The sequence below is a fragment of the Bacteroidota bacterium genome (assembly GCA_016711505.1).
Taxonomy (GTDB): Bacteria; Bacteroidota; Bacteroidia; order AKYH767-A; family 2013-40CM-41-45; genus JADKIH01.
Window position 1 is genome coordinate 42,278 of record JADJSV010000020.1, and the last position, 19,932, is coordinate 62,209.

18 protein-coding genes are annotated in these 19,932 nt (G+C 36.6%); 6 read left to right on the forward strand and 12 right to left on the reverse strand.

Annotated elements, in window-relative coordinates; all coding sequences use genetic code 11:
• Positions 1-2: 2 nt before the first annotated feature.
• From IPL24_18700 to IPL24_18710, 3 genes are read right to left on the reverse strand one after another with little or no spacing between them, the layout of a single operon-like run.
• Positions 3-827, reverse strand: coding sequence for a sensor histidine kinase (locus IPL24_18700; GenBank protein ID MBK8365614.1), 825 nt, complete (start codon positions 825-827; stop codon positions 3-5).
• Positions 787-2,196 (reverse strand): PAS domain S-box protein, encoded by a 1,410-nt coding sequence (locus IPL24_18705; protein MBK8365615.1) that lies wholly within the window; start codon positions 2,194-2,196, stop codon positions 787-789. Before IPL24_18705 ends, IPL24_18700 begins: the two co-directional genes overlap by 41 nt.
• Positions 2,177-2,815 (reverse strand): CHASE3 domain-containing protein, encoded by a 639-nt coding sequence (locus IPL24_18710; protein MBK8365616.1) that lies wholly within the window; start codon positions 2,813-2,815, stop codon positions 2,177-2,179. Before IPL24_18710 ends, IPL24_18705 begins: the two co-directional genes overlap by 20 nt.
• A 118-nt stretch (positions 2,816-2,933) precedes the next feature.
• Here IPL24_18710 and IPL24_18715 point away from each other — a divergent pair, with 118 nt between their 5' ends.
• Complete coding sequence (locus tag IPL24_18715) at positions 2,934-3,386, forward strand: cytochrome c (GenBank protein MBK8365617.1); 453 nt, start codon at positions 2,934-2,936, stop codon at positions 3,384-3,386.
• Positions 3,387-3,475: 89 nt separating this feature from the next.
• Here the strand turns inward: IPL24_18715 and IPL24_18720 are convergent, their stop codons facing one another.
• The 6 genes from IPL24_18720 to IPL24_18745 are packed head-to-tail and all read right to left on the reverse strand — an operon-like array spanning position 3,476 to position 11,812.
• Positions 3,476-4,576, reverse strand: a complete 1,101-nt coding sequence (locus tag IPL24_18720; protein MBK8365618.1) for an OmpA family protein — start codon at positions 4,574-4,576, stop codon at positions 3,476-3,478.
• Positions 4,497-5,618: a hypothetical protein gene (locus tag IPL24_18725; GenBank protein MBK8365619.1), complete on the reverse strand. Its 1,122-nt coding sequence runs from the start codon at positions 5,616-5,618 to the stop codon at positions 4,497-4,499. Before IPL24_18725 ends, IPL24_18720 begins: the two co-directional genes overlap by 80 nt.
• A 20-nt stretch (positions 5,619-5,638) precedes the next feature.
• Complete coding sequence (locus tag IPL24_18730) at positions 5,639-7,243, reverse strand: hypothetical protein (protein ID MBK8365620.1); 1,605 nt, start codon at positions 7,241-7,243, stop codon at positions 5,639-5,641.
• Positions 7,244-7,274: 31 nt separating this feature from the next.
• Positions 7,275-9,968, reverse strand: a complete 2,694-nt coding sequence (locus IPL24_18735; protein ID MBK8365621.1) for a DUF3352 domain-containing protein — start codon at positions 9,966-9,968, stop codon at positions 7,275-7,277.
• A 54-nt stretch (positions 9,969-10,022) separates the two neighbouring features.
• On the reverse strand, positions 10,023-10,637 hold the full coding sequence (locus IPL24_18740; protein ID MBK8365622.1) for a ribonuclease HII: 615 nt from the start codon (positions 10,635-10,637) through the stop codon (positions 10,023-10,025).
• Positions 10,638-10,681: 44 nt separating this feature from the next.
• Positions 10,682-11,812 (reverse strand): glycosyltransferase family 4 protein, encoded by a 1,131-nt coding sequence (locus IPL24_18745; protein MBK8365623.1) that lies wholly within the window; start codon positions 11,810-11,812, stop codon positions 10,682-10,684.
• A 124-nt stretch (positions 11,813-11,936) separates the two neighbouring features.
• On the opposite strand from IPL24_18745, the gene IPL24_18750 reads away from it, so the two are divergent.
• Positions 11,937-12,869, forward strand: a complete 933-nt coding sequence (locus IPL24_18750; protein ID MBK8365624.1) for a UDP-3-O-(3-hydroxymyristoyl)glucosamine N-acyltransferase — start codon at positions 11,937-11,939, stop codon at positions 12,867-12,869.
• 4 nt (positions 12,870-12,873) lie between these two features.
• Positions 12,874-14,133, forward strand: coding sequence for a PP2C family protein-serine/threonine phosphatase (locus IPL24_18755; GenBank protein MBK8365625.1), 1,260 nt, complete (start codon positions 12,874-12,876; stop codon positions 14,131-14,133).
• 121 nt (positions 14,134-14,254) lie between these two features.
• Here IPL24_18755 and IPL24_18760 read toward each other — a convergent pair whose 3' ends face one another.
• From IPL24_18760 to IPL24_18770, 3 genes are read right to left on the reverse strand one after another with little or no spacing between them, the layout of a single operon-like run.
• Positions 14,255-15,688 (reverse strand): O-antigen ligase family protein, encoded by a 1,434-nt coding sequence (locus IPL24_18760; GenBank protein MBK8365626.1) that lies wholly within the window; start codon positions 15,686-15,688, stop codon positions 14,255-14,257.
• 3 nt (positions 15,689-15,691) lie between these two features.
• Entirely contained in the window at positions 15,692-16,654 is a 963-nt protein-coding gene (locus IPL24_18765) for a hypothetical protein (GenBank protein ID MBK8365627.1), read from the reverse strand.
• Between the two features lie 26 nt (positions 16,655-16,680).
• Positions 16,681-17,790, reverse strand: coding sequence for a hypothetical protein (locus IPL24_18770; protein MBK8365628.1), 1,110 nt, complete (start codon positions 17,788-17,790; stop codon positions 16,681-16,683).
• 369 nt (positions 17,791-18,159) lie between these two features.
• Here IPL24_18770 and IPL24_18775 point away from each other — a divergent pair, with 369 nt between their 5' ends.
• From IPL24_18775 to IPL24_18785, 3 genes are read left to right on the forward strand one after another with little or no spacing between them, the layout of a single operon-like run.
• The gene (locus IPL24_18775; protein MBK8365629.1) at positions 18,160-18,927 is read left to right on the forward strand and encodes a PorT family protein; all 768 of its coding nucleotides are present in this window, start codon (positions 18,160-18,162) and stop codon (positions 18,925-18,927) included.
• A gap of 12 nt (positions 18,928-18,939) precedes the next feature.
• Positions 18,940-19,632 carry an OmpA family protein gene (locus IPL24_18780; GenBank protein ID MBK8365630.1) on the forward strand — a complete coding sequence of 231 codons (693 nt, stop codon included), beginning with the start codon at positions 18,940-18,942 and terminating at the stop codon, positions 19,630-19,632.
• 5 nt (positions 19,633-19,637) lie between these two features.
• On the forward strand, positions 19,638-19,886 hold the full coding sequence (locus tag IPL24_18785) for a hypothetical protein (protein MBK8365631.1): 249 nt from the start codon (positions 19,638-19,640) through the stop codon (positions 19,884-19,886).
• Positions 19,887-19,932: the final 46 nt, after the last annotated feature.

A 19,932-nucleotide genomic window follows, 5' to 3' on the forward strand; every position in this document is an offset into this window, starting at 1 on the left:
TTTTAATTATGATATGGAATTTTCAAATTAATTCTTGTGCCATTACCTTCCTGTGAATCGATGATCAACTGACCATCCATCATGAATGCTCTTTCTTTCATTCCTACTAAGCCAAGAGTAGAACGGCCTGAGTTTTCATTACTCATTCCTATTCCATTGTCCTTGATCGTGATATCAATCATCTCATCATTGTTAATTACGATAGATGATTCAACCCGACTTGCTTTGGAATGCCGGGCAACATTGGTCAATGCTTCCTGATAGATCCGGAAAATTCCGGTTGAAATGTTTTTATTGAAGTGGTATTCAATATTGTCAGATGTAAAGTAACATTTTATTCCCGTTCGTTTTTCAAATTCTTTACTCTGCCAGTCTAATGCAGCAACGAGTCCAAGATCATCAAGAATTCCCGGTCTGAGTTCTGATGCGATCTTTCTGACAGTTTTGACTGTGTCGTCGATCAATTTTGTCATTCCCTGAATTTTTTCATTTACAGCAGCATCATCGGATTTAATCTTTTTGGAGATCCATGAAACATCCATTTTAAGTCCTGTAAGTTGTTGCCCCAGTTCATCGTGAATTTCTCTGGCAATATTTGTTCGTTCAGCTTCACGCACCTTTTCAAGGTAGCTCGACAAATTACGTAACTGATCGCGTGAGGCCTCAAGTTCTTCCCGTGATTTTAGTTTCTCTGTAATGTCATTACTAAGGATCAGTCGGCATTTTTTTTCGTCATAGACCATGGAGTAAGCCAGAATCTCAACTTTTATTCTTTCTCCATTTTTTTTAAGGTGGGTCCAGGTTACCTGCATTAAAATTTGATTCACTATGTATTCTTGATAAATTTTTAAATTTATCAATTTCTTCCGGCGGTCTAAGTTCAGTTACATCTTTGCCAATAAATTCTTCAAGTGAATATCCATAATGATCGATTGCAGCTTTGTTGACATCTAATATCGTAAAATTTGAAAGTTCAATGATCCACATTGGGATTGGATTGTTCTGAAAGAGCAATCGGTATTTTTTTTCATTTTCAATCAATTTTGTTTCGGATAATTTTCTGTCTGTAATATCCTGGAAGAAAATCGTTGTACCGCCCGGAGATGGGTATACTTTAACATGGATCCATTTTTTGAAATATTCTGAATATTCTTCGAACTGTGCATTTTTATTTTCTTCCTTCGACTTTTTGATCTTATTCAGAATATTTGGATTTTTTGCGCCCTTGAAGAATGAAAGAAAATTCATGCCAATTATCTTCTCACGTGAAATTCCAATCAGCTTTTCTGTATATGGATTGGCAAAAATAACATTGAAGTTATTGTCGAATGAAACAAATCCTTCTGAAATTCTATTGAAGATACTTGAGATCTCTTCTGTTTGTTCTATGACTTTGGACTGAAGTTTCTGATTGAAATCTTTTAAAGTATTTTCATATTCTTTTTGAGTTGATATGTCCTGACTAATAAAAATCAATATAAAATTTGAGTCATTATTCTGATTAAATATTGAAACTGAATTTTGAATATATACAGGTTTTGTTTTTCCCAGATCGTGCGTAGATTCAATGACCCATTTTCCACGAGAGATCAGGTCATTCCACATTTCATTTTCCAGATCGTGTGATGTTGGTATTTTTAGAAATTCAAAAAGTGAATTTCCTACAGCTTCAAAAGCAGTTTTGCAAAACAATTTTTCAGCGCCTTTATTCCAACTCTTGATAATTAAACTCTTGTCAACCGAAATGATGGAGTCATTTGTATTCTCAATCAAAGTTGCAAGATAGCTGGCTTTTGCTTCGGCTTTCTTTCGCTCTTTTATATCCGTTAAAACTGTTCTTATATAAATTATTTCACCTTCTTTATTATAATTGATCCTCGAATCAATTAAGAAAGGAATGATCTTTCCGTTAGCAGTTGTAAGTTCAATCTCGTGATTGACTAATGATGCTTTGGTTATCAGACTTTCAATTGAAAGTCTGTAATTATTTGGAGTTAGCTCTGAAAATTTCTTTTTATCTTTAATTTCCTCGATATCAAATCCCAGCCATGATAAAGCAGTTTTATTTATTTCAATGATCACTCCATCTTTATTGAGAGAAAGATAACCGCATGGTGCCTCATCAAATAGATCGAGAATCTTTTTATTGGCTATTAAAAGTTGTTGTTTATTCGAATCATTCTTTTTTAAGATCACCTGCAATGATAAGGTAAACGAGAATAAGTTTAAAAAAGATCACTAATGCAAGGATGATGAAATTTTGTTTTGTTTCATGTGCGATTTCCTCTTTTTTTCTATTTGATTCATTAAGAGCAGTCCTTCCGTTTTCTTCAAGTATGGCAATGTTACTACGGATTTTATCCATCAATCTGATACCTTCATTGGTTTTGATTTCTGAAACAGCCTCTTCATTTCTGTTTTCTTTTCGCAATTCAATGATTTTCTTCGCATATATCATCATTGAACTGATATGCTTAGAAAGTTCCTTCGCTGCAGGTTCCTCGCTTTCATAACCGGCAGTTACAGCAGTCAATTCATCAAGATGTGAAGGCAATGATCTGAATGCTGAGTCAGTTGGAGTCAGATAATCATGATTGCCGGTGATCAGGAAGCCCCTGTATCCGGTCTCCATATCCTGCACATCATCCAATAATTTTTCGGAAATCTTCATCACTTTTAAATGATGAGTGATATTCTGACTATCAGTGATACTTAATTGTGAATTGGTATAGGTTGTATAGAGAAAGAATCCGATACCGGCGATTGCAATTGCAAAACCTATAAGTACTTTTAAGTGTATCTTGAAAACTTTCATATATACAGCAATACTCTTGATTTATAAGATGAAATAATTTTAATCCACAGAAAGGAAAATGTCGTTATTCTGATACTTTTGTCAATCAAATCAATAAGGGTAAATTTAATTAAATATGATGAAATTGCAAGCCTTAATGGTCATACTTTCTGTGACTTTTTTCACAGCCTGTAGCGGAGATAAAAGCGGACATTCCGGCAATAAACAGTCTCCGGAAAACAGACCTGAAAATAAATACTACGACGGAAAAGGAATCGGTCCAATAAAAGAACTGACCTTAGGTGATGTCCCTGATGAAACACTCATAAAATCAGGAGAGCAAATTTATAATTCAAAATGTACAAGTTGTCATAAGCTAAGTGCAGAAAAAGGAATCGGACCCGGACTTGCCGGTATCACTGAACGCCGCCGACCGGAATGGATCATGAACATGATGTTGAATCCGATGGAAATGACGCAAAAAGATTCCCTCGCAAAAGAATTACTTGCAATTTATTATTCTCAGATGCTGGATAATAATCTGACAGAAGAAGAGGCAAGGAGTGTTTTGGAGTTTCTACGGAAATTTTGAAACGATAAAGATAAAAGGTCAAAGGTCAAAGGTTATCACTATCCTAATTAACCTTTGACCCTTGACCTTGACCTTTTAACCAACTGTACTTACTGTATCGTAAACTCCACCCTCCGGTTTCTCTGACGACCTTCAGCAGTTTTGTTTGAAACTACAGGCTTGGTTAAGCCAAAACCAATTGCAGTAATCCTGACTCCGTCAACACCTTTGTCAGTGATATATTTCTTAACAGATTCCGCTCTGTTCTTAGATAATTTCATATTGTAAGCAGCAGCACCAACATTGTCTGTATGGCCTTCAATCAATAATTTATACACCGGTTTTTTCTGCAACAATTTTACCAATTCATCTAGCGATTCATAACTGGAAGTTCTGATTACGGATTTTCCGGTTTCAAATTCAAGATTCTTGAACACCTTGTTGATGATCTCCTGTTCTTCCTGAGTAGGAATATTTTTGATAGGTTCCGCTTTGATCTCCACTTTTTCAATTACTGGACAACCATTATTCGATGCAGGACCTTTTGCAAATGGACAACTATCAAGTTTGTTTATGATCAAATCACCATCTGTATCAGGACAACCATGAAAGTCGACCGGACCTTTTTCAGTTGCGCAACTGTCTTCAAGATCAGGTATACTATCACCATCAAGATCAGGACAACCTTGGAATGCAAGTAAACCTGAATCTAACGGACAACGATCTTCCACATCAGTAATGCCATCATTATCTGTATCAGGACAGCCGGCAAATTTCGCCAGACCTTTTACATCAGGACATTTGTCATCTATGTCAGGAATGCTGTCCATATCACGGTCAGGACAACCTTGCAAAGCAATCAGGCCAGGAACATCAGGACAACGGTCATGTTTGTCTGCTACTTTATCTTTATCTCTGTCGCGAAGTGGTCTTCCGAAAATTAAGTTGATTCCGAAGTGAACATGCGCAGTATGATTTGATAATGGATCAATCGTTCCAATGATATTATCAGTCGTAACATACAATTGAACCGGACCTGCATTTGTTGACATTCCCAGTCCGATGTTGTCGAAATTTTTATTTATTATGGAATAGTTAGCAGCAAGACTAAGATGATTTCCGACTTTCAGATTATATCCTAAAGTAAATGTTGGTTGAATAGTTTTTTGAAAAAAGTTGCATGGAGTAATGCAGAAGCAGAACTTTTTCACCAATGGTATAATTCGTTCCTAAGTAAACATGCGTAGGCAGATTCGTAGAATATGAATTACTGTTTTCTTTTGCTTTGTATGCATTTCCAAGTGAGTCGAGAACACCTTCTACATTGCTTGTTGTATCATTTATGAAATCTGAAATATCAACTCCGTCAAAGAAGTATCGGCCGGCATCAGTCACGAAATTTTTAACATCGCTTTTCCATTTTATGTATCCAAGGTCAAGTATACTGGTATTCAATGCCCACTTATCGTTTAATTTATAAGTAGCTCCAAGATCAGCTCCGAATCCCCGGTTCTTGAGTTTATTTACATAAGTGCCCCAGCCGATGCCTTCAAATTGATCATAGCCATCTGAATTATTCACAGGTGAAGAAGTATTCACAGTAATATTCGTATTCAACTCAAGAGCGTAATCAGATGCACTTGTTGTCATACTCAGATCGCCAAACGTTGAACTGAAATTTTCCATTCCGTATAAATACTTCAACCTGATTCCCAGAGTCAATTTTTCGTTCATTTCTCTTGCCCAGCCCAACCCATATTCACGGAAGTGGGTTGCATCAAATCCTATTTTGCTAAAATCAAGAGTCTGTCCAATGAAGGGGCCATTTCCTTTATCAATTAAATTAAACAGTTCTTCAGGAAAAGTAAACAGGAAATTCACCCGCTCTGTAATATTTGCAGAGAAATAATTTTTATCAATTTTGAAACCAAAGCCCAAAAGATTTATTCTCACCTGAGATGTCAGGAAATTGGATTTATCAAGTTTGCCCAATGCTTTGTCAATATCGATAACAGTTGAGTCGTCTGCTCTTACATAATGGAAATCCCTGTATGTAAAACTATTGTTACTGAATAGAAAATAGTTTGAACTGATTCCCGGTAAACCGACGTAATATTTGTTGGCAGGCATCAATGAAGGATTAATTTCAATTGATTCGCCAACAGTATTCATGTTATATAATGTGAGATCTTGTTGCGCTGAACATATGGAGACCAGAAAGAACAAGTATAGTAGTGATATAAGTTTTTTCATTGTTTTCAGATTGCTTTAGGTTATTGAAATTTTACATTTAATTGAGCACGTACACCGATCTTGACATCAAGTTTGTACGAGTCGTAGATCTCAATATTCCTTGTCGGTGAGTCTTTAGTATCAATAACTGAAACAATAAGTAATTTTTTAGCATTGTACAGATGTTCAATTCTGGTTTTGTTGAATGGTTCATCACCTGTTCTGTGGGTAGACTGAGTTACCCTTCCGTTAGCATCTATTTCTGCTGATTCAACTAAAATGTTATTCGGATCAAGTAACATAGAATCCAAAACAACATAATTGGAATCTGTGAAATAGATCTGAGTATAAGCCCGTGCCGGAAATCCATTATCAATATTAATTCTGAATACTGCTGATTCAATTTCGTCAATTCTTTCCAGACTGAAATTTGCAGTATCCATAACTGTGAAATTACTTGCATAGCCACGTAAAGGGAAATCAATTTGTATGTCTGCATTTAATCTGCTGCTATCAGTAAGGAAATTTACAGGGACGCTGGGAATGTTACTGGACGCATTTAGAGTATACACAATATATCTTGGTGCCTGACTGATCACATATTGAATGTTGCTGTTTGTTTTGTCTAATACGAAATTGCTTGTCGAAGTTTGTCCGGCTACAAGAGGATATCCGATTGGCAATGGATCAGGAATTGATCCTGTGATAGGGACTGAAGTACCATCAGGTCTTAACGCAGCAAAGGATGATACATGTGCGTCAATCGGCAAGCCAAAAGAATTGGACATTGTAAATGTCATTTTTGGATCTTCAAAATACAATGATCCACTCTGGAAATTATCAAACAATGTTATCCGTGATGAATCCTCGATCAGATCAATTGTATGTACACCCAGATATCCGAAGATGCTGGAAAAATCGATGTTTTTAAATCTTGCGATCACGTCAAGATTTTTGTTTGTTATCGAAAGAGATGTACCTGAGTTTGTCAGACTCGCTACATACGTTAACCCGAAATTATTTGCAGTACCCGAAGACGAAAAGTCAAACAAATAACCTGCCAGTAGAGTACTGTCAATTTTTATAATTTGTGAACCGGTACTTGCTGTAAAAGGAACTGTAAAACTAAGCGGTACGCCATTTAATGATAGTGGAGGAATTGATATGTTAATAGATCCCGAATGAGGTATTGTTGACCGAATTTCAATTTCTAAAGAGCCTGATTTGATATTCATTGAATCAATCTGCTCAGCTCCCGGAAAAGTGAAATTTGTAGTCTTCGGAATTGTTTTAGACAAACTATTCGTCGTATATAAAGTTGTGCTGTCACCTGAATTGAAAGTAAACGGAGTGTTGTCATTCTGATCTGCAAATTGAAACAGATCATTTCCTGAAATAGAATAAATTTTTCCGCGATAGATAAGCGACACCAGGTGATTGGAATCAATGGAAACAATACTTGAATCACCGGAAGCAATAATGTCCTGGATCGTTAACGACGAATGTATCAATGGCGCTGCAACATCAGGATTCCAGGTGCTGGCCGCTATTTTGTCGTAATCAAAATCATTGTCCTTAATACATGATTGTATCGTCAGCGATACAATTAGCAAGGTGAATAGTAATAGTTTTTTTTGCGTGGTCATTTTGTTTGATTTTTATATTTTAGGATTGGATCTATTCGCTATATACATAAAGTACACCATTCGAATCTGAGATCACTATGTATGATTTAGCTGTGTTATCATCGCTTGTCATCAGACTGAAATCTGAATTTCCCCAGATCGGGTATCCTTCTGCAATAGAGGCTTCGGTAGATAACAGGTAAAATTTATTCTTTGATCTGTCAATAATTCCGGCTCTTCCCGGAAAGTTAATTTGATCGACAAATTTCAGATCTTTTGCGCCATTAATTTCTGAAGTGAATTTTAAATCACCACTTTCATAAGAATATAGTTTGTTGGAGATCAGAAAAGCAATTTCGTCATCCAATTTGTTTCCGATTACAATTATGTCTGAGATGTTTTCTGATAAGTTCAGGGAGATCAAATCAGTTGTGTTTGCCGGATTGATACTATATACTTTGCCGGAAATGTCAGTTGTAAATATTGTGGATTTTTTTCCTGAATCAGAATACGCTACGACAGATTTTGCAATTGGATTGTCTAATGATTTTAATCGTACAATTTTGCCTTTTCTGTCGATGATATATTGTGAATTATTCCCGTAAGCATAAATGAAATCATTGTTGTTAAATCGGAATGGAATAAAATCTCTGTCTATACCGTATGTTGCTTGTCTGGTATTCCATTGTGGTAAAGGTTTTCCACTGATCTCATATGCGTATATCGAACCATTTTGACAGGCTACATAGATTTCATACTTTTTGTGTCCGTCGAAATCTTTCAGCAAACAACCATTAGTTGCTGCTGCAGGAAGCCGGATTGGGAAATTACTTATTGAATCACCGTTTGTGTCGATCAGATATAATTTATTTATTGTATTGAAGACCATCTGGCATTCGCCATTATTATATTGGTCCATAAAATAGATGGTGCTCAATATTTTTTCACCGATACGTTTTTTCCAAAGTAGTCGTCCGGCATCATTATAGAAATTCAAATTAAGTTCATTATCCTGAATGGCAATAAATTTATTTTCTCCGTTTACTATTACAAATGGTGGAGTAGCAGGTGTAGTGTCAAGTTGAGACGACCAAAGTAAATGAATTTCTTTTTTTATTTTTCCTGAGAAGTCGATCCGCCCTGTTGAACTTGTCATGCCGTTTTTTGCCGAAGCCGAAATGGCAAGCGACTGTACACTTTTTTTAATAATTCCATCATTGATAAGTTTCATGGAAATATCTTCATTCGAAATTGATCTCAGAATATTGGTGCCTCTTTGAAAATTAAAATAAACATTCAATTGACCATTCAGAATAGAATTGTTTTTATGCGAAATAAAATCAGATTCATTCTCCAGAAGTTTTTTGTCCTCAAAATCATCGATCAGACTTTTTAATATTGATGGATTATTTGCAAAGACAACAAAATCTCTGACAGTTGTGTAGTACGATTGCTCAATATCGATAAATATATTTCCGTAAAATAATGGAACAATTGAATTCAGGCTGAAGTTGCTGATCGTATGTGAACGGTATTTTTCATTGCCCTTGTTTTTACCCACAGCAATTTGAATCTTTTCAAGCGATTGTATTGCATCGCCGGTATTCTCAGTTCTGATCAGTGCATACGTATTATTAACCAGGTCCATACTTCCCGGTTCTGTAATGGCTAGTGCAATTTCTTTCTTGTTCCAGCTCGTCATTAACTTTCCAAGATTAAAATTGTACTTTTTATTCAGACTGTCAATATAATTCGATGCACTGCTTTGGTTAATAAAGAAATGTCCATTCGCACGGAGTTTATTTAATGTTTGTTCTATATTCGGAACACAGAAGTCAATAAGCACTGCAGTTCTTGCAGGCAGAACAGAAGCGCAGATAGAATTTGATGCAGATTGATTTTGCAATGAAGAAAAAAGGTCAGTTGTATCATACGATGAACTAAGACCTTTAAATGAAATGGAATTGCTTTCAGGTTTAAAAGAAAATCGTGTCCATCGGCCAATGTTATTTATGGCATCCATAAATCCTGAACGATCAGAATTAATATACCCGGTGAGCATATCGTGTAATCCGAAATGATTTACAAAAAGTAATATGGATTCATCGGCACCGAACTTTGTTCCGGTTTTAGTGAATGTTTTAGTTTTATTGAATGAAACTCCTGATTTCAATTGTCTGATCGCATCTTCAACTAAAAAAGAAGTCCTGCTGAAAATAAATACACCTTTTGATATTGCATATGTGAAGTAGCTTTCATTATTCTTTGTCAGTTCGTGAATTCTTACATCTTCATATACACGTTCCTCTTTGGTGTAAATCTTGTCTGTCAGATCTTCGATGATCGTATTCAGATTGTTTGCAGATTTTCCCCTGGGTAAATTGCAGGTATATAAGAGATCAAAATCTGTAGCCTTTACCGGATGAGCAGAAATAAACAACTTTTGTTCGTTCCAGATCGTTGCAGAAAGTTCATCTGTTTTTGAAACTGAATCGAGCCAATGAATACTTTTTTTTATTACTCCAAATGAAGAATCATTACTTAATGTTTTAAAGAAATCAGTCTTTGAGATTTGGTCAACTCCTGATTTAGGATTTTTTAATTCCAAAAACCAGGCTGCGTCAGTTGGGATGGCATCAATCGGATTACTATGTAATACAGCATATTTCTGTGAATAATAGTATCCCGTAGCTGCCAGAATCAGTACGACAAGCGCAATAATCGAACTAATAACAATTCTCTTCATAAGAACTGCAAATTACAACTAAGAACGGGTGGTTTTAGAGAGGTAGCAATGATCTTATAACGATTCATTGTTGAATTCAAGTGATAGTTGTGTTGGGAGCATCCTGAAAGTTAATCTGTGAAAAGGGGACAATCCATATTCTGAGATGGCAGTCCTGTGAGTCAATGTGCCATAACCTTTATTTGTATTCCAGCTGTAGTGTGGATAACTCAAATGCAATTCATTCATGTAATCATCCCTATAAGTCTTGGCTAAGATGGAAGCAGCAGCAATAGAAGCATAGATCCCGTCACCGCCTATAATACACGCATGCTCGGTGTTGGGATATTTCTTAAACCTGTTTCCATCAATCAGTAGAAATTCAGGGGGATGTTTCAATTTTGATACTGCCCGGTGCATGGCCAGAAAAGATGCATTGAGAATGTTGATCCTGTCTACTTCCTCATGAGTTGCAAAAGCATATGCAAAATCAATCGCTTCTTTTTCAATAATTGGACGTAATAAATTTCTTTGTGATTCAGTCAATTGTTTCGAATCATTCAGTAGCGGATGATAAAAATCAATAGGAAGTATAACTGCTGCTGCATAAACAGGTCCCGCCAGACATCCACGACCTGCTTCATCGCAGCCTGTTTCAAGTAAATGTTTCTGGTGGAATTGTTTTAACATGTGAAATTATTCGAATCTAAAGTACTCATTCTTTTATCCGATTTTCACAGCGAGTCAATAGTTTTTTCAACAGAATCCCAAAGCTGTTTTGCTGTTTTATCCCATGAAAAATCAGCTTGTCTTTTCAATCCGGCATCGATCAGTTTTATTCTCAACTGGTCATCGGATGCGATCCTGATCATTGCACCAGAAATTGATTTAACCGAAAAAGGGTCGCAGAGTAAAGCCGCATTTCCTGCAATTTCAGGCATGGATGTAACATTGGAAGTGATAACAGGAACTCCTGATCGCATCGCTTCTACAATTGGAATCCCAAATCCTTCAAAGGTGGATACGTACGTCATTGCCAACGCACCGGCAGTGATCCTGCAAAGTTCTTCAAAAGAAACCCTGCCTGTAAAGATTACATCCGGTTTATTCTCCATCTTCTGCAGTGTTGTTTCCATTTCATCGGTCCACCAACGTTTCGCTCCTGCTAAAACCATTTTTACCGGCAACGACTTTGACTTTTTAAATTCATCAAAGGCATTCAGCATGTTCGAAATATTTTTCCTTTGATGCAATGAACCAACAAATAGAAAATAAGGCTGACCTTGTGTGAATTTATTTCTGATATCCAGAATTTCTGTATCTGATAGTTGTTTGAATTGATCCGACACTCCATTATAAACGATGTCAATCTTTCCCGGATCAATATTGTATTTTTCAATAACATCATTTTTTGTAAAACCTGAGACAGCAGCGATCCTTGCAGCGTTCCGGGCATAAATAGGAAAATAATGTTTGTAAAACAGTCTGTTAAAAACAGGAAGGTCTTCAGGATAATGTTCAAAATTTATATCATGAAATACCGAAAGGGTTTTCACTTTTGACGATACCGAAAGGTATCCGTCAGTGCCAATGAACAGATCTGCTTTCGACTTTTTAAAAGCAGAGGGTAGCGAATGCTCATACCACCAATACCATAAGAGAGGATGCCGGGCAGGGGGTGACACTACAACAGGCTCAACATTTTCTGAGAAAACAAATGATTCGTCGAAAGGCCTGTCGAACATAAATATGAATTGATGCTCTGGATGGTTTTTAACCATTCTCTTCATAGTTTCATAGGTAAAATAACCTATTCCTTCCATTTTTCCTTTCAGAAGCATTCTGGTATTGACAGCGATTCTCATTTTCAGGGGCGAAAATAGCTTTTTTTCATGGTAGGAAGAGAATTAAAATTTCATGTTAATAAATGTGTTTTACTTTTGAGTATTATCGGGCATTTTGGAGGCAAAAAGACTATTTTTGTAAACAATGAAATTCGACGTTCCTGTAAAATTAGAGGTGCTGGCAAAACTGACCGGTAGCCGTGTTCTTGGCGAAAGCCAACTTCTCGTAAGTGGTATTAATGAAATTCATAAAGTTGAATCAGGTGATATCACCTTTGTGGATCATCCCAAATATTATGATAAAGCGTTGCAATCTGCTGCTTCATTTGTGATCATAAACAAGGAAGTAAATATCCCTGAAGGAAAAGGTTTGCTTTATGCAGAAGACCCTTTTTCTGCCTATGTAACTATTGTAAAGAAATTCAGGACCTTTGAACAGTCAACTTCATCTATAAGCACCACTTCAGAAGTTGGATTAGGAACTATAATTCAACCCGGAGTTTTCATCGGACATCATGTCAAGATCGGAAAAAACTGTCTGATCCATGCAAACGTTTGTATTTATGATCATACAGTAATCGGGGATGATGTCATAATTCATTCCGGCTCTGTTATCGGGTCCGATGCATTCTATTTCAAGCGTCGTCCGGAAGGATATGATAAAATGGTTTCTTGCGGGAGGGTGATCATTGGAAATAAAGTTGAGATCGGTGCATCATGTACGATCGACAAAGGAGTATCCGGTGATACGATAATCGGAGAAGGTACAAAGATGGACAATCAGGTTCATGTTGGTCATGATACTGTTATAGGAAAGAATTGTTTATTCGCTGCTCAGGTTGGAATTGCCGGTGTAGTCACTATTGAAGATGATGTTATTCTCTGGGGCCAGGTTGGTGTTCAGAAAGACCTGACGATCGGAAAAGGTGCTGTTGTATTAGGTCAGTCCGGAATACCTAAATCGCTGGAAGGTGGAAAAACATATTTCGGCAGTCCAACGCAGGAAGCGCGGGAAAAAATGCGTGAACTCGCTTTTGTAAAACAACTGCCGGAGTTAATTGAAAAACTTAAAAAATAATTAGTTGTCTGTTGAAAAAAATATCTCTGCTGTGCCTTCAGTCCAGGACGTAAACGCCGAATTACAGGCTAAGAAATTGCAATTGCACTGGCTTTTACAAATTACTAAAGCGATCAATTACAATTTTTCTACAAAGCAATTATTCGATGTATACGAACATGTATTGAGAAGTCAGTTGAAAGTGGAAAAACTTGCACTGCTGATTCATGATCAGCATTGGAGGTGTTCGTTGTTATATGGGACAGATAAAAATTTCGAGGATATCGATCTTACCAAGATCATTGGGGAATTAAACAAGCTGCATAATCTGGAAATGGAGCAGGAGTTATGGATCAGTACATTTGAGACCATACTGCCTGTTTATCATAAAGATCAGTTAATTGCTTATGCACTCGTTGGTGGATTGGGAAATAGTGTGATTCCGAAAAGGAATGAATTGATTCCATTCATACATACGATTACAAATCTGATCGTCGTAGCAATTGAAAACAATACAATAGCAAATGAAAAAATACGTCAGGCCGGAATCAGGAAAGAACTGGAACTTGCGGCTCAGATGCAATCATTACTTTTCCCTACAAAATTACCACGGGTAAAAGAGTATGAAGTTCATGCTACCTATCTTCCGCATCAGGAAGTTGGTGGTGATTACTATGATTTTATTCCGGTCTCTGAAAATGAATTTATTTTTTGCATGGCCGATGTAAGCGGTAAAGGTATTCCTGCTGCATTGCTGATGTCGAATTTCCAGGCGAATCTTCATGCATTACTTCCACACATGGATTCGTTGTCGGAATTAGTGAGTCTCTTGAATGCAAAAGTTTTTCAAAGTGCAAAAGGCGAGAAGTTCATTACGTTTTTTATCGGTCGTTATCATGCGCTCACAAGTGAATTGCATTATGTGAATGCCGGCCATAATCCGCCATTTCTTATCCATGAAAAAGTAGTGTACATGCTCAATGAAGGTAGCACCGGATTGGGTATGTTTGAAAGTTTACCTTTTATTAACTCCGGAAAAGTTTTTATTCCACCCAATGCTATGCTCCATTGTTATACCGATGGTGTAACGGATGTTGAGAACGATGCAGGAATGGAATTCGGAATGGATCGGTTAAGGGGTTTTTTGACTTCCAAAAATCAGTTGCATGATATGGAAGAATTGCACAGACAGCTTATAGCGTCACTTTCATCTTTTCGTCAAAGCAAAAATTATACGGATGATATTACATTGCTGAGTTGCTGGTTCAAGAACCTGAGTACGTAATCAGACGATATCAATTAAAATAAAACACTAAGATCACTCAGTTTTTAGCACAAGTGCACAAGTGATGCTTTTTCATAAGTGCTCTTGTGACAAATTTAGTGAACTTAGTGTTAATTTTTTTTTAAACAATCTTCTCAGGATCTTCCTTCGAGTGATAAACATCCAAAGCAACAATCATCGCCACAAATGCCCAGACAGGGACGGCTAGTTTATCGGTATCAAGAAAATTATTCAATGTTCCATGAATGAAATAAGTAAGAAGACCTATCAATATTGCAAGTGCAAATTTTCTTGTATGAGTATTTTTTGCTTTTGAATAGATTATTGTACCGGTATAAATGATCGTCCCGACAAGAATAAGAATGAAAGTAAGTCCCGGAACTCCCTGTTCAGCCAACGGACCGATATACTCACTATGCGCATTTCCCATATCACCGGCGTTTGTGGAGATAATTGTCATCTCATCAGATTTCTGGAATGGTGCGTAGTTAAATTGATAAGTTCCCGGTCCCCAGCCCATGACCGGTCTTTCTTCCCACATTCGTAAAGCGCTGTTCCATCGGTTTATCCTTTCCAGGTTCGATGCATCTGTGGAGATATTTGAAATTGATTTTATGTGTTTGTTAAAATCAGTTGCAGAGTCCTGACGATTTTTTTCAAGTTTCATAAAAAGGTCGTCCTTCACACTGAAGAAAACCACCAATGCTGCTACACCTGCAATAAGAACGTTCTTGAATTTGATCCGGAAAACAAAAATGAAATATAAGATAATTACCAGAACAAGACTCAACCATGCTGCGCGGGTATAACTTAAAATTACACCTATGAAGAGCACCCAGAAAGCCATTGAAGAAAGAACCCGTTCGCGGAGCAGACTTGTTTTGTCGCGCCAGAGAAATATTACCGGTGGAATGAATAGCGCAAGTACAGCTGCATAGGCAGTATGGTCATTGTAAAAAGGGATCATTACCCAATGCGCTGCTTTTTGTGTCCATTCATTTTCTCCATGTCTGATGATAGTATAGATCACTACACAACATAAGGAGAACAGATAAACCCAGATGAATCTTTTAATATTCTTTTTGTCTCTGAAAAGTTGTGTTCCCAGAAAATAGAAAGGCACAATAAACCATAACTGTGAGATCATGTGCTTTAAACTTACCAAAGGATAAGAGCTGGTGATGGTAGTGATGAACATCCATCCAAGAACAAAATACAATGCAATGGAAACAGGATGATTTAATACGCGCTTGTCGAATTTACCTTCAAAAATAAATTTGAAAATAAAAAGCAGCAATACTCCAAACATCAGCGGTTCAGTAGGCATACTTAATGCCGGTCCGTGGCTTTTGTCATTTAAGGTAATTGCAAAAGGTGTAGCAAATGCAATAACATAAAGTATTGTGTCTAGAGAAAAAATAGCCAGGTATGCAAGTCCTAAAACTAATGGCGCAGCAGCAAACCAATACATTTCTTTTGCAATGAAGTAACAAGTTACTCCAAGAAAAAGGATGATCAGTGCATAAAACCCACGCAATTCAATTTTGTTCAACACGATCTATGCAGCTTTATTAAATTCCCGGTTTGAGTAAAATACAAGAATGATGATAAATGCCATTAACAAAGATGAACCAACAGAAACCAAAACGATAAGCCATCTGATAGGATAAGCTTTTTTGTCTGAAGGCTGAGGTGGAGTCACAACATTTGCATAGGTTAAATTTTTTGTCACATCGCGTAAAGCATTTTCATAAACAAGTTTCAGGTCATTGTATGTTCCTCTGACTCTCCAGAGATGCTCATTGTATGCATTAACCTCTGATCCTTTTTCTTTTAATGATTCAAGAATTGCTTTTGATTCAATAGCTGCTTTTGAGTTTGGCTGATTTAAGCTTCTCAGATACGCTCTTGAAGCTTCTTTAGCTTGCGTTTTGTAGTCGAGAATATTGTACTTTATCTGCAGGTCGTGCAAAGCAGCTTCCATAGAATCCATTTCTGCTTGTTTAGCGTCCATTTGATTTTTAGAAATGATAACTACTTCTTTCGATTTTTCTGATTGCAACTCTCTTGCTTTCTGATTGAAGTATACGATGATTGAATCCGCCATCTGAGATGCTTTCAATGGATCAGTATCGTAAACAGTAATTTCCATTGATTCATATTCTGTTTTCTTGATAATTACGTTTTCTTCATATGCTTTGAAAACATTTGTCCGGAAAGAGATATCAGAGATCGTATCTATATCGTAATGCTCAAACAAATTAAATGAACGGATTACTTTATCACGAATATCAGTTGATTGTGTGATCTGAAGCATCTGCTCAGTTGCACTCTCGGTAGAGTAGGCAATAAGATTAGACGGGTAGACAACTGCTGTCGATTTAAACTTCGGTTTGATAAAGAAAGGAGAGGAGAAAATTACTGAAAGGACCAGACTGGCGATACCAACGATCAACAATTGTTTTTTCCAACGTACTATTAAATTTACTAATTCAATCGAATTGAAGAATGGATTGTTCATTTCTTTATGGGATACTTTATTGTTTGTTAATTCTTGATTTCCTGATAACGCTGTATGCTCATAATAGTAAGAAGGGCAATAAAAAATGCTCCTGCTGAAGTTGCAAGTATGATCAGCCAGCGGACAGGATATGATTTCCGCTCTGACTTTACAGCTTTATTTACAATGAACTGATGTGTTAACGACTGGTTGGCATCTAGCTTAAGTTTTTCATACTTATCTTTTAGTTTCGAAATTTCTGCTCTGTCATAACCAATCTGAGAGTTGAGAGAAATGCTTGCTCCCCCAAACTGCGTTATTTTATTGATCTGTGTTTGCAAACCTTTCATTTTAGCTTCTGCTCCTTTTATTCTTGCTTTTGTATTGACGATGATAGAATCATTTTGCTCATGATACTTATCAAGTACAGTTAGCATTGCACTTTCATTTTCAAAAACAGAAGCAGCTGACGTATAAGCTTCAGATAATATTTCAGCCTGTGAACCATAATCGATGATTCCCATTGTCCTTAATTGTTGAAGAGAATCTTCTTTTTGCTTCAGGTCCGATAACTTGCTATTATAAGAAGTTTCAATTATGTTTAATGCTTCTTGCGCACGTTCATGTTGAATTTTTGTTTTCATGGAGTCAAGCAAAGAAGAAATATCATTCGCTATGTCTGCTGCCATTTGTGGATCAGTATCCAGTACTTCTATTCTTACTGATAAAAATTCTGTTCTTGAAAAAGTAATATTGCTTTTGAATTCTTCATACAATCTGGACTGGGGGTAAGGGTCGTCAGCCTGGATTTTATAATGTTGAATCAGATTATATTTTTTAATGATAGTTTCCCGGATCTCATCCGAGTTTAAGATCTGTAGCATTTGTTCAGCCTGTTCTTCTTCACCATAAGCAAGGATGTCCTGTTTTTCTGAACTCGATTCTTCAAGTAACGCTTTGCTGATTGAATTTGTTGAAGAAGGAAAGAATACAACTGATGATTTAAATTTTGGCGTAACAAACCATGGCCCTGAAAAAACAGCAGACGCAATAGCCGCTATCATTACAGTAATGATCAGGGGCTTTTTCCACCGGATGAGCAGGATAAGTAAACTGGTGGATTCCAGATAGGCTGTATCCCGTGCTTTTTGAAACATTTGTTATATGGAAATTGAGGGCCTCAAAGGTAAAAAAGGAAATCAAAAGAAAAAACCTTTCCGAAGGGTTTAAGTTGTTGAATTGTAATTAAATATGTCATTTGAAGTTGAGAAAACTGTTGATGGTTTCCATTTGTCTTTCGTTTCTCGCCATTTGTCTTTCGTTTTTCTGTGCGAATTGCATTATCAGCACTATTAAAAGCCAATAGATCGCACTTAGTGGACTTTAAACAAGATAAAAGCTCTTAAATTGTGTTTGTGCAAAAAAATACACAAAGTGTGGTAAATTCTGAATGAAATGGCTGTTTAAGCAGGTAAATGTTAAAGGTTCATTTTTTTTAACTGTGATGATGACTAACTGCATCACTTATGAAAGCAAAAATTATAATTGTTCAGCTGCTTCTGCAATTGATAACAGGTGCGATTGCTTTAGGGCAAAGTTCAAATCAAATCATAATTCTTGGTGAAAATGATTTCTATGCATTAAAGGAAACGAACATTGTAGAAAAAGAAACTTCGGTTCAATCTATGAACCTTCTCGGAGGACCGTCAATTTTTATCGGTGCCCGGATAATGCCTACCATCACTTCATTTAATTTCAATAAGATCAATAATTCTACGGTTCAGACAACTGCTAAATTAAATTACGGTGTTGGTGCACTTTTAGGAATTCATTTTACAAGTCATATTGGAGTTCAAGGTGAGTTGATCTATTCTAGATATGCACAGAAATACAAAACTCAGGAATTTGAGAATGAGATCAAGTTAAGCTATATCAATGTTCCTGTTCTTTTATCATTTAATACGGGATCAAGTAGTCCGGTAAATTTAAATTTTGTTGTTGGTCCACAATGGGGTTTTAACGTAGGATCAAAACTTGAACTTGCAGGAAGTGGTAACGATTCTTTACAGGCACGACTTGCAGTAAAAAAATCAGATTTCGGAATTGCTTATGGTGCTGGATTTGATTTTGGCTTAGGGCAACTTGTCCGATTTGGTATTGGCTTCAGGGGAGTTTATGGACTTGTCGACATAAGTGATAACAATACATCAATGACTACGAATGAATATTTCATTCTTGACAAAACTCACATTAAAACATATTCGGCTTATGCCGGAGTAACATTTGGATTCTAAAATCAATCATATATGAAACAGTCAAAATTCAAGATCGCAATCGTATTAATCGTTGCGCAAAGTGTATTTATTTTTTCAGCCTGCAACTGGAATAAAACTCAGCGAGGAGCAGCAGTAGGAACCGGTGTTGGTGCTGCAGCAGGAGCTGCAATCGGTAGCAAATCAAATCATACTATTATGGGTGCCATTATAGGAGCAGCAGTAGGAGGAACTACAGGTGCTCTGATTGGAAATTACATGGATAAACAAGCAGAAGAATTGCAACGTGATCTGCAAGGTGCAAAAGTTGAAAGAGTAGGAGAAGGGATCAAAATTACATTTGATTCAGGATTATTATTCGGAGTTGATTCTTATACTTTGTCTGAAGCAAGTAAAACAAATCTAAATGACCTTGCTAAGACATTAAATAAATATGATGATACAAATATTCTCATTGAAGGACATACCGATGATACAGGTACCGACGAACACAATCAGACACTTTCAGAGAAACGTGCTGATGCTGTGAGTAATTATCTGAAAGCAAATGCTATTAGCGGCGGAAGAATTTCTACGAATGGATATGGAGAAAAACAGCCAATGGCTGAGAACACTTCTGAAGCAGGTCGTACACAAAACCGCAGAGTAGATGTTGCCATCTTTGCAAATAAGAAACTTAAAAAAGCTGCCGAAAAAGGTGAGATCGGTGCACTAAACACAAAATAAAAACTATGAAAAAAGCAGGTATCGTTCTGATCGTGATCGGAGCATTGATGGTGATCTTTACAGGATTTAACCTCATCACTAAAGAAAAAGTTGTAGACCTTGGTCCACTTGAAATTAACAAAGAAGAAAAAACTCCCATCCGCTGGTCGCCGATCGTTGGCGGTGTTTTAGTTGTTGCGGGAATTGCGATGGCGGCTTCGAATAAAAGTAATTTAAGTTCAAAGTTCAAAGTTCAAAGTTGGCTTTGTAGGTGACTACGAAGCCAACTTTGAACTTTGAACTTTGAACAATTTATTGAGA

Coding starts and splice junctions, on each gene's coding strand:
- IPL24_18710 (MBK8365616.1), bottom strand. CDS start 2,815: ATGAAAGTTTTCAAGATACACTTAAAAGTACTTATAGGTTTTGCAATT.
- IPL24_18715 (MBK8365617.1), top strand. CDS start 2,934: ATGAAATTGCAAGCCTTAATGGTCATACTTTCTGTGACTTTTTTCACA.
- IPL24_18725 (MBK8365619.1), bottom strand. CDS start 5,618: ATGAAAAAACTTATATCACTACTATACTTGTTCTTTCTGGTCTCCATA.
- IPL24_18730 (MBK8365620.1), bottom strand. CDS start 7,243: ATGACCACGCAAAAAAAACTATTACTATTCACCTTGCTAATTGTATCG.
- IPL24_18735 (MBK8365621.1), bottom strand. CDS start 9,968: ATGAAGAGAATTGTTATTAGTTCGATTATTGCGCTTGTCGTACTGATT.
- IPL24_18740 (MBK8365622.1), bottom strand. CDS start 10,637: ATGTTAAAACAATTCCACCAGAAACATTTACTTGAAACAGGCTGCGAT.
- IPL24_18745 (MBK8365623.1), bottom strand. CDS start 11,812: ATGAGAATCGCTGTCAATACCAGAATGCTTCTGAAAGGAAAAATGGAA.
- IPL24_18750 (MBK8365624.1), top strand. CDS start 11,937: ATGAAATTCGACGTTCCTGTAAAATTAGAGGTGCTGGCAAAACTGACC.
- IPL24_18765 (MBK8365627.1), bottom strand. CDS start 16,654: ATGAACAATCCATTCTTCAATTCGATTGAATTAGTAAATTTAATAGTA.
- IPL24_18770 (MBK8365628.1), bottom strand. CDS start 17,790: ATGTTTCAAAAAGCACGGGATACAGCCTATCTGGAATCCACCAGTTTA.
- IPL24_18775 (MBK8365629.1), top strand. CDS start 18,160: ATGAAAGCAAAAATTATAATTGTTCAGCTGCTTCTGCAATTGATAACA.
- IPL24_18780 (MBK8365630.1), top strand. CDS start 18,940: ATGAAACAGTCAAAATTCAAGATCGCAATCGTATTAATCGTTGCGCAA.
- IPL24_18785 (MBK8365631.1), top strand. CDS start 19,638: ATGAAAAAAGCAGGTATCGTTCTGATCGTGATCGGAGCATTGATGGTG.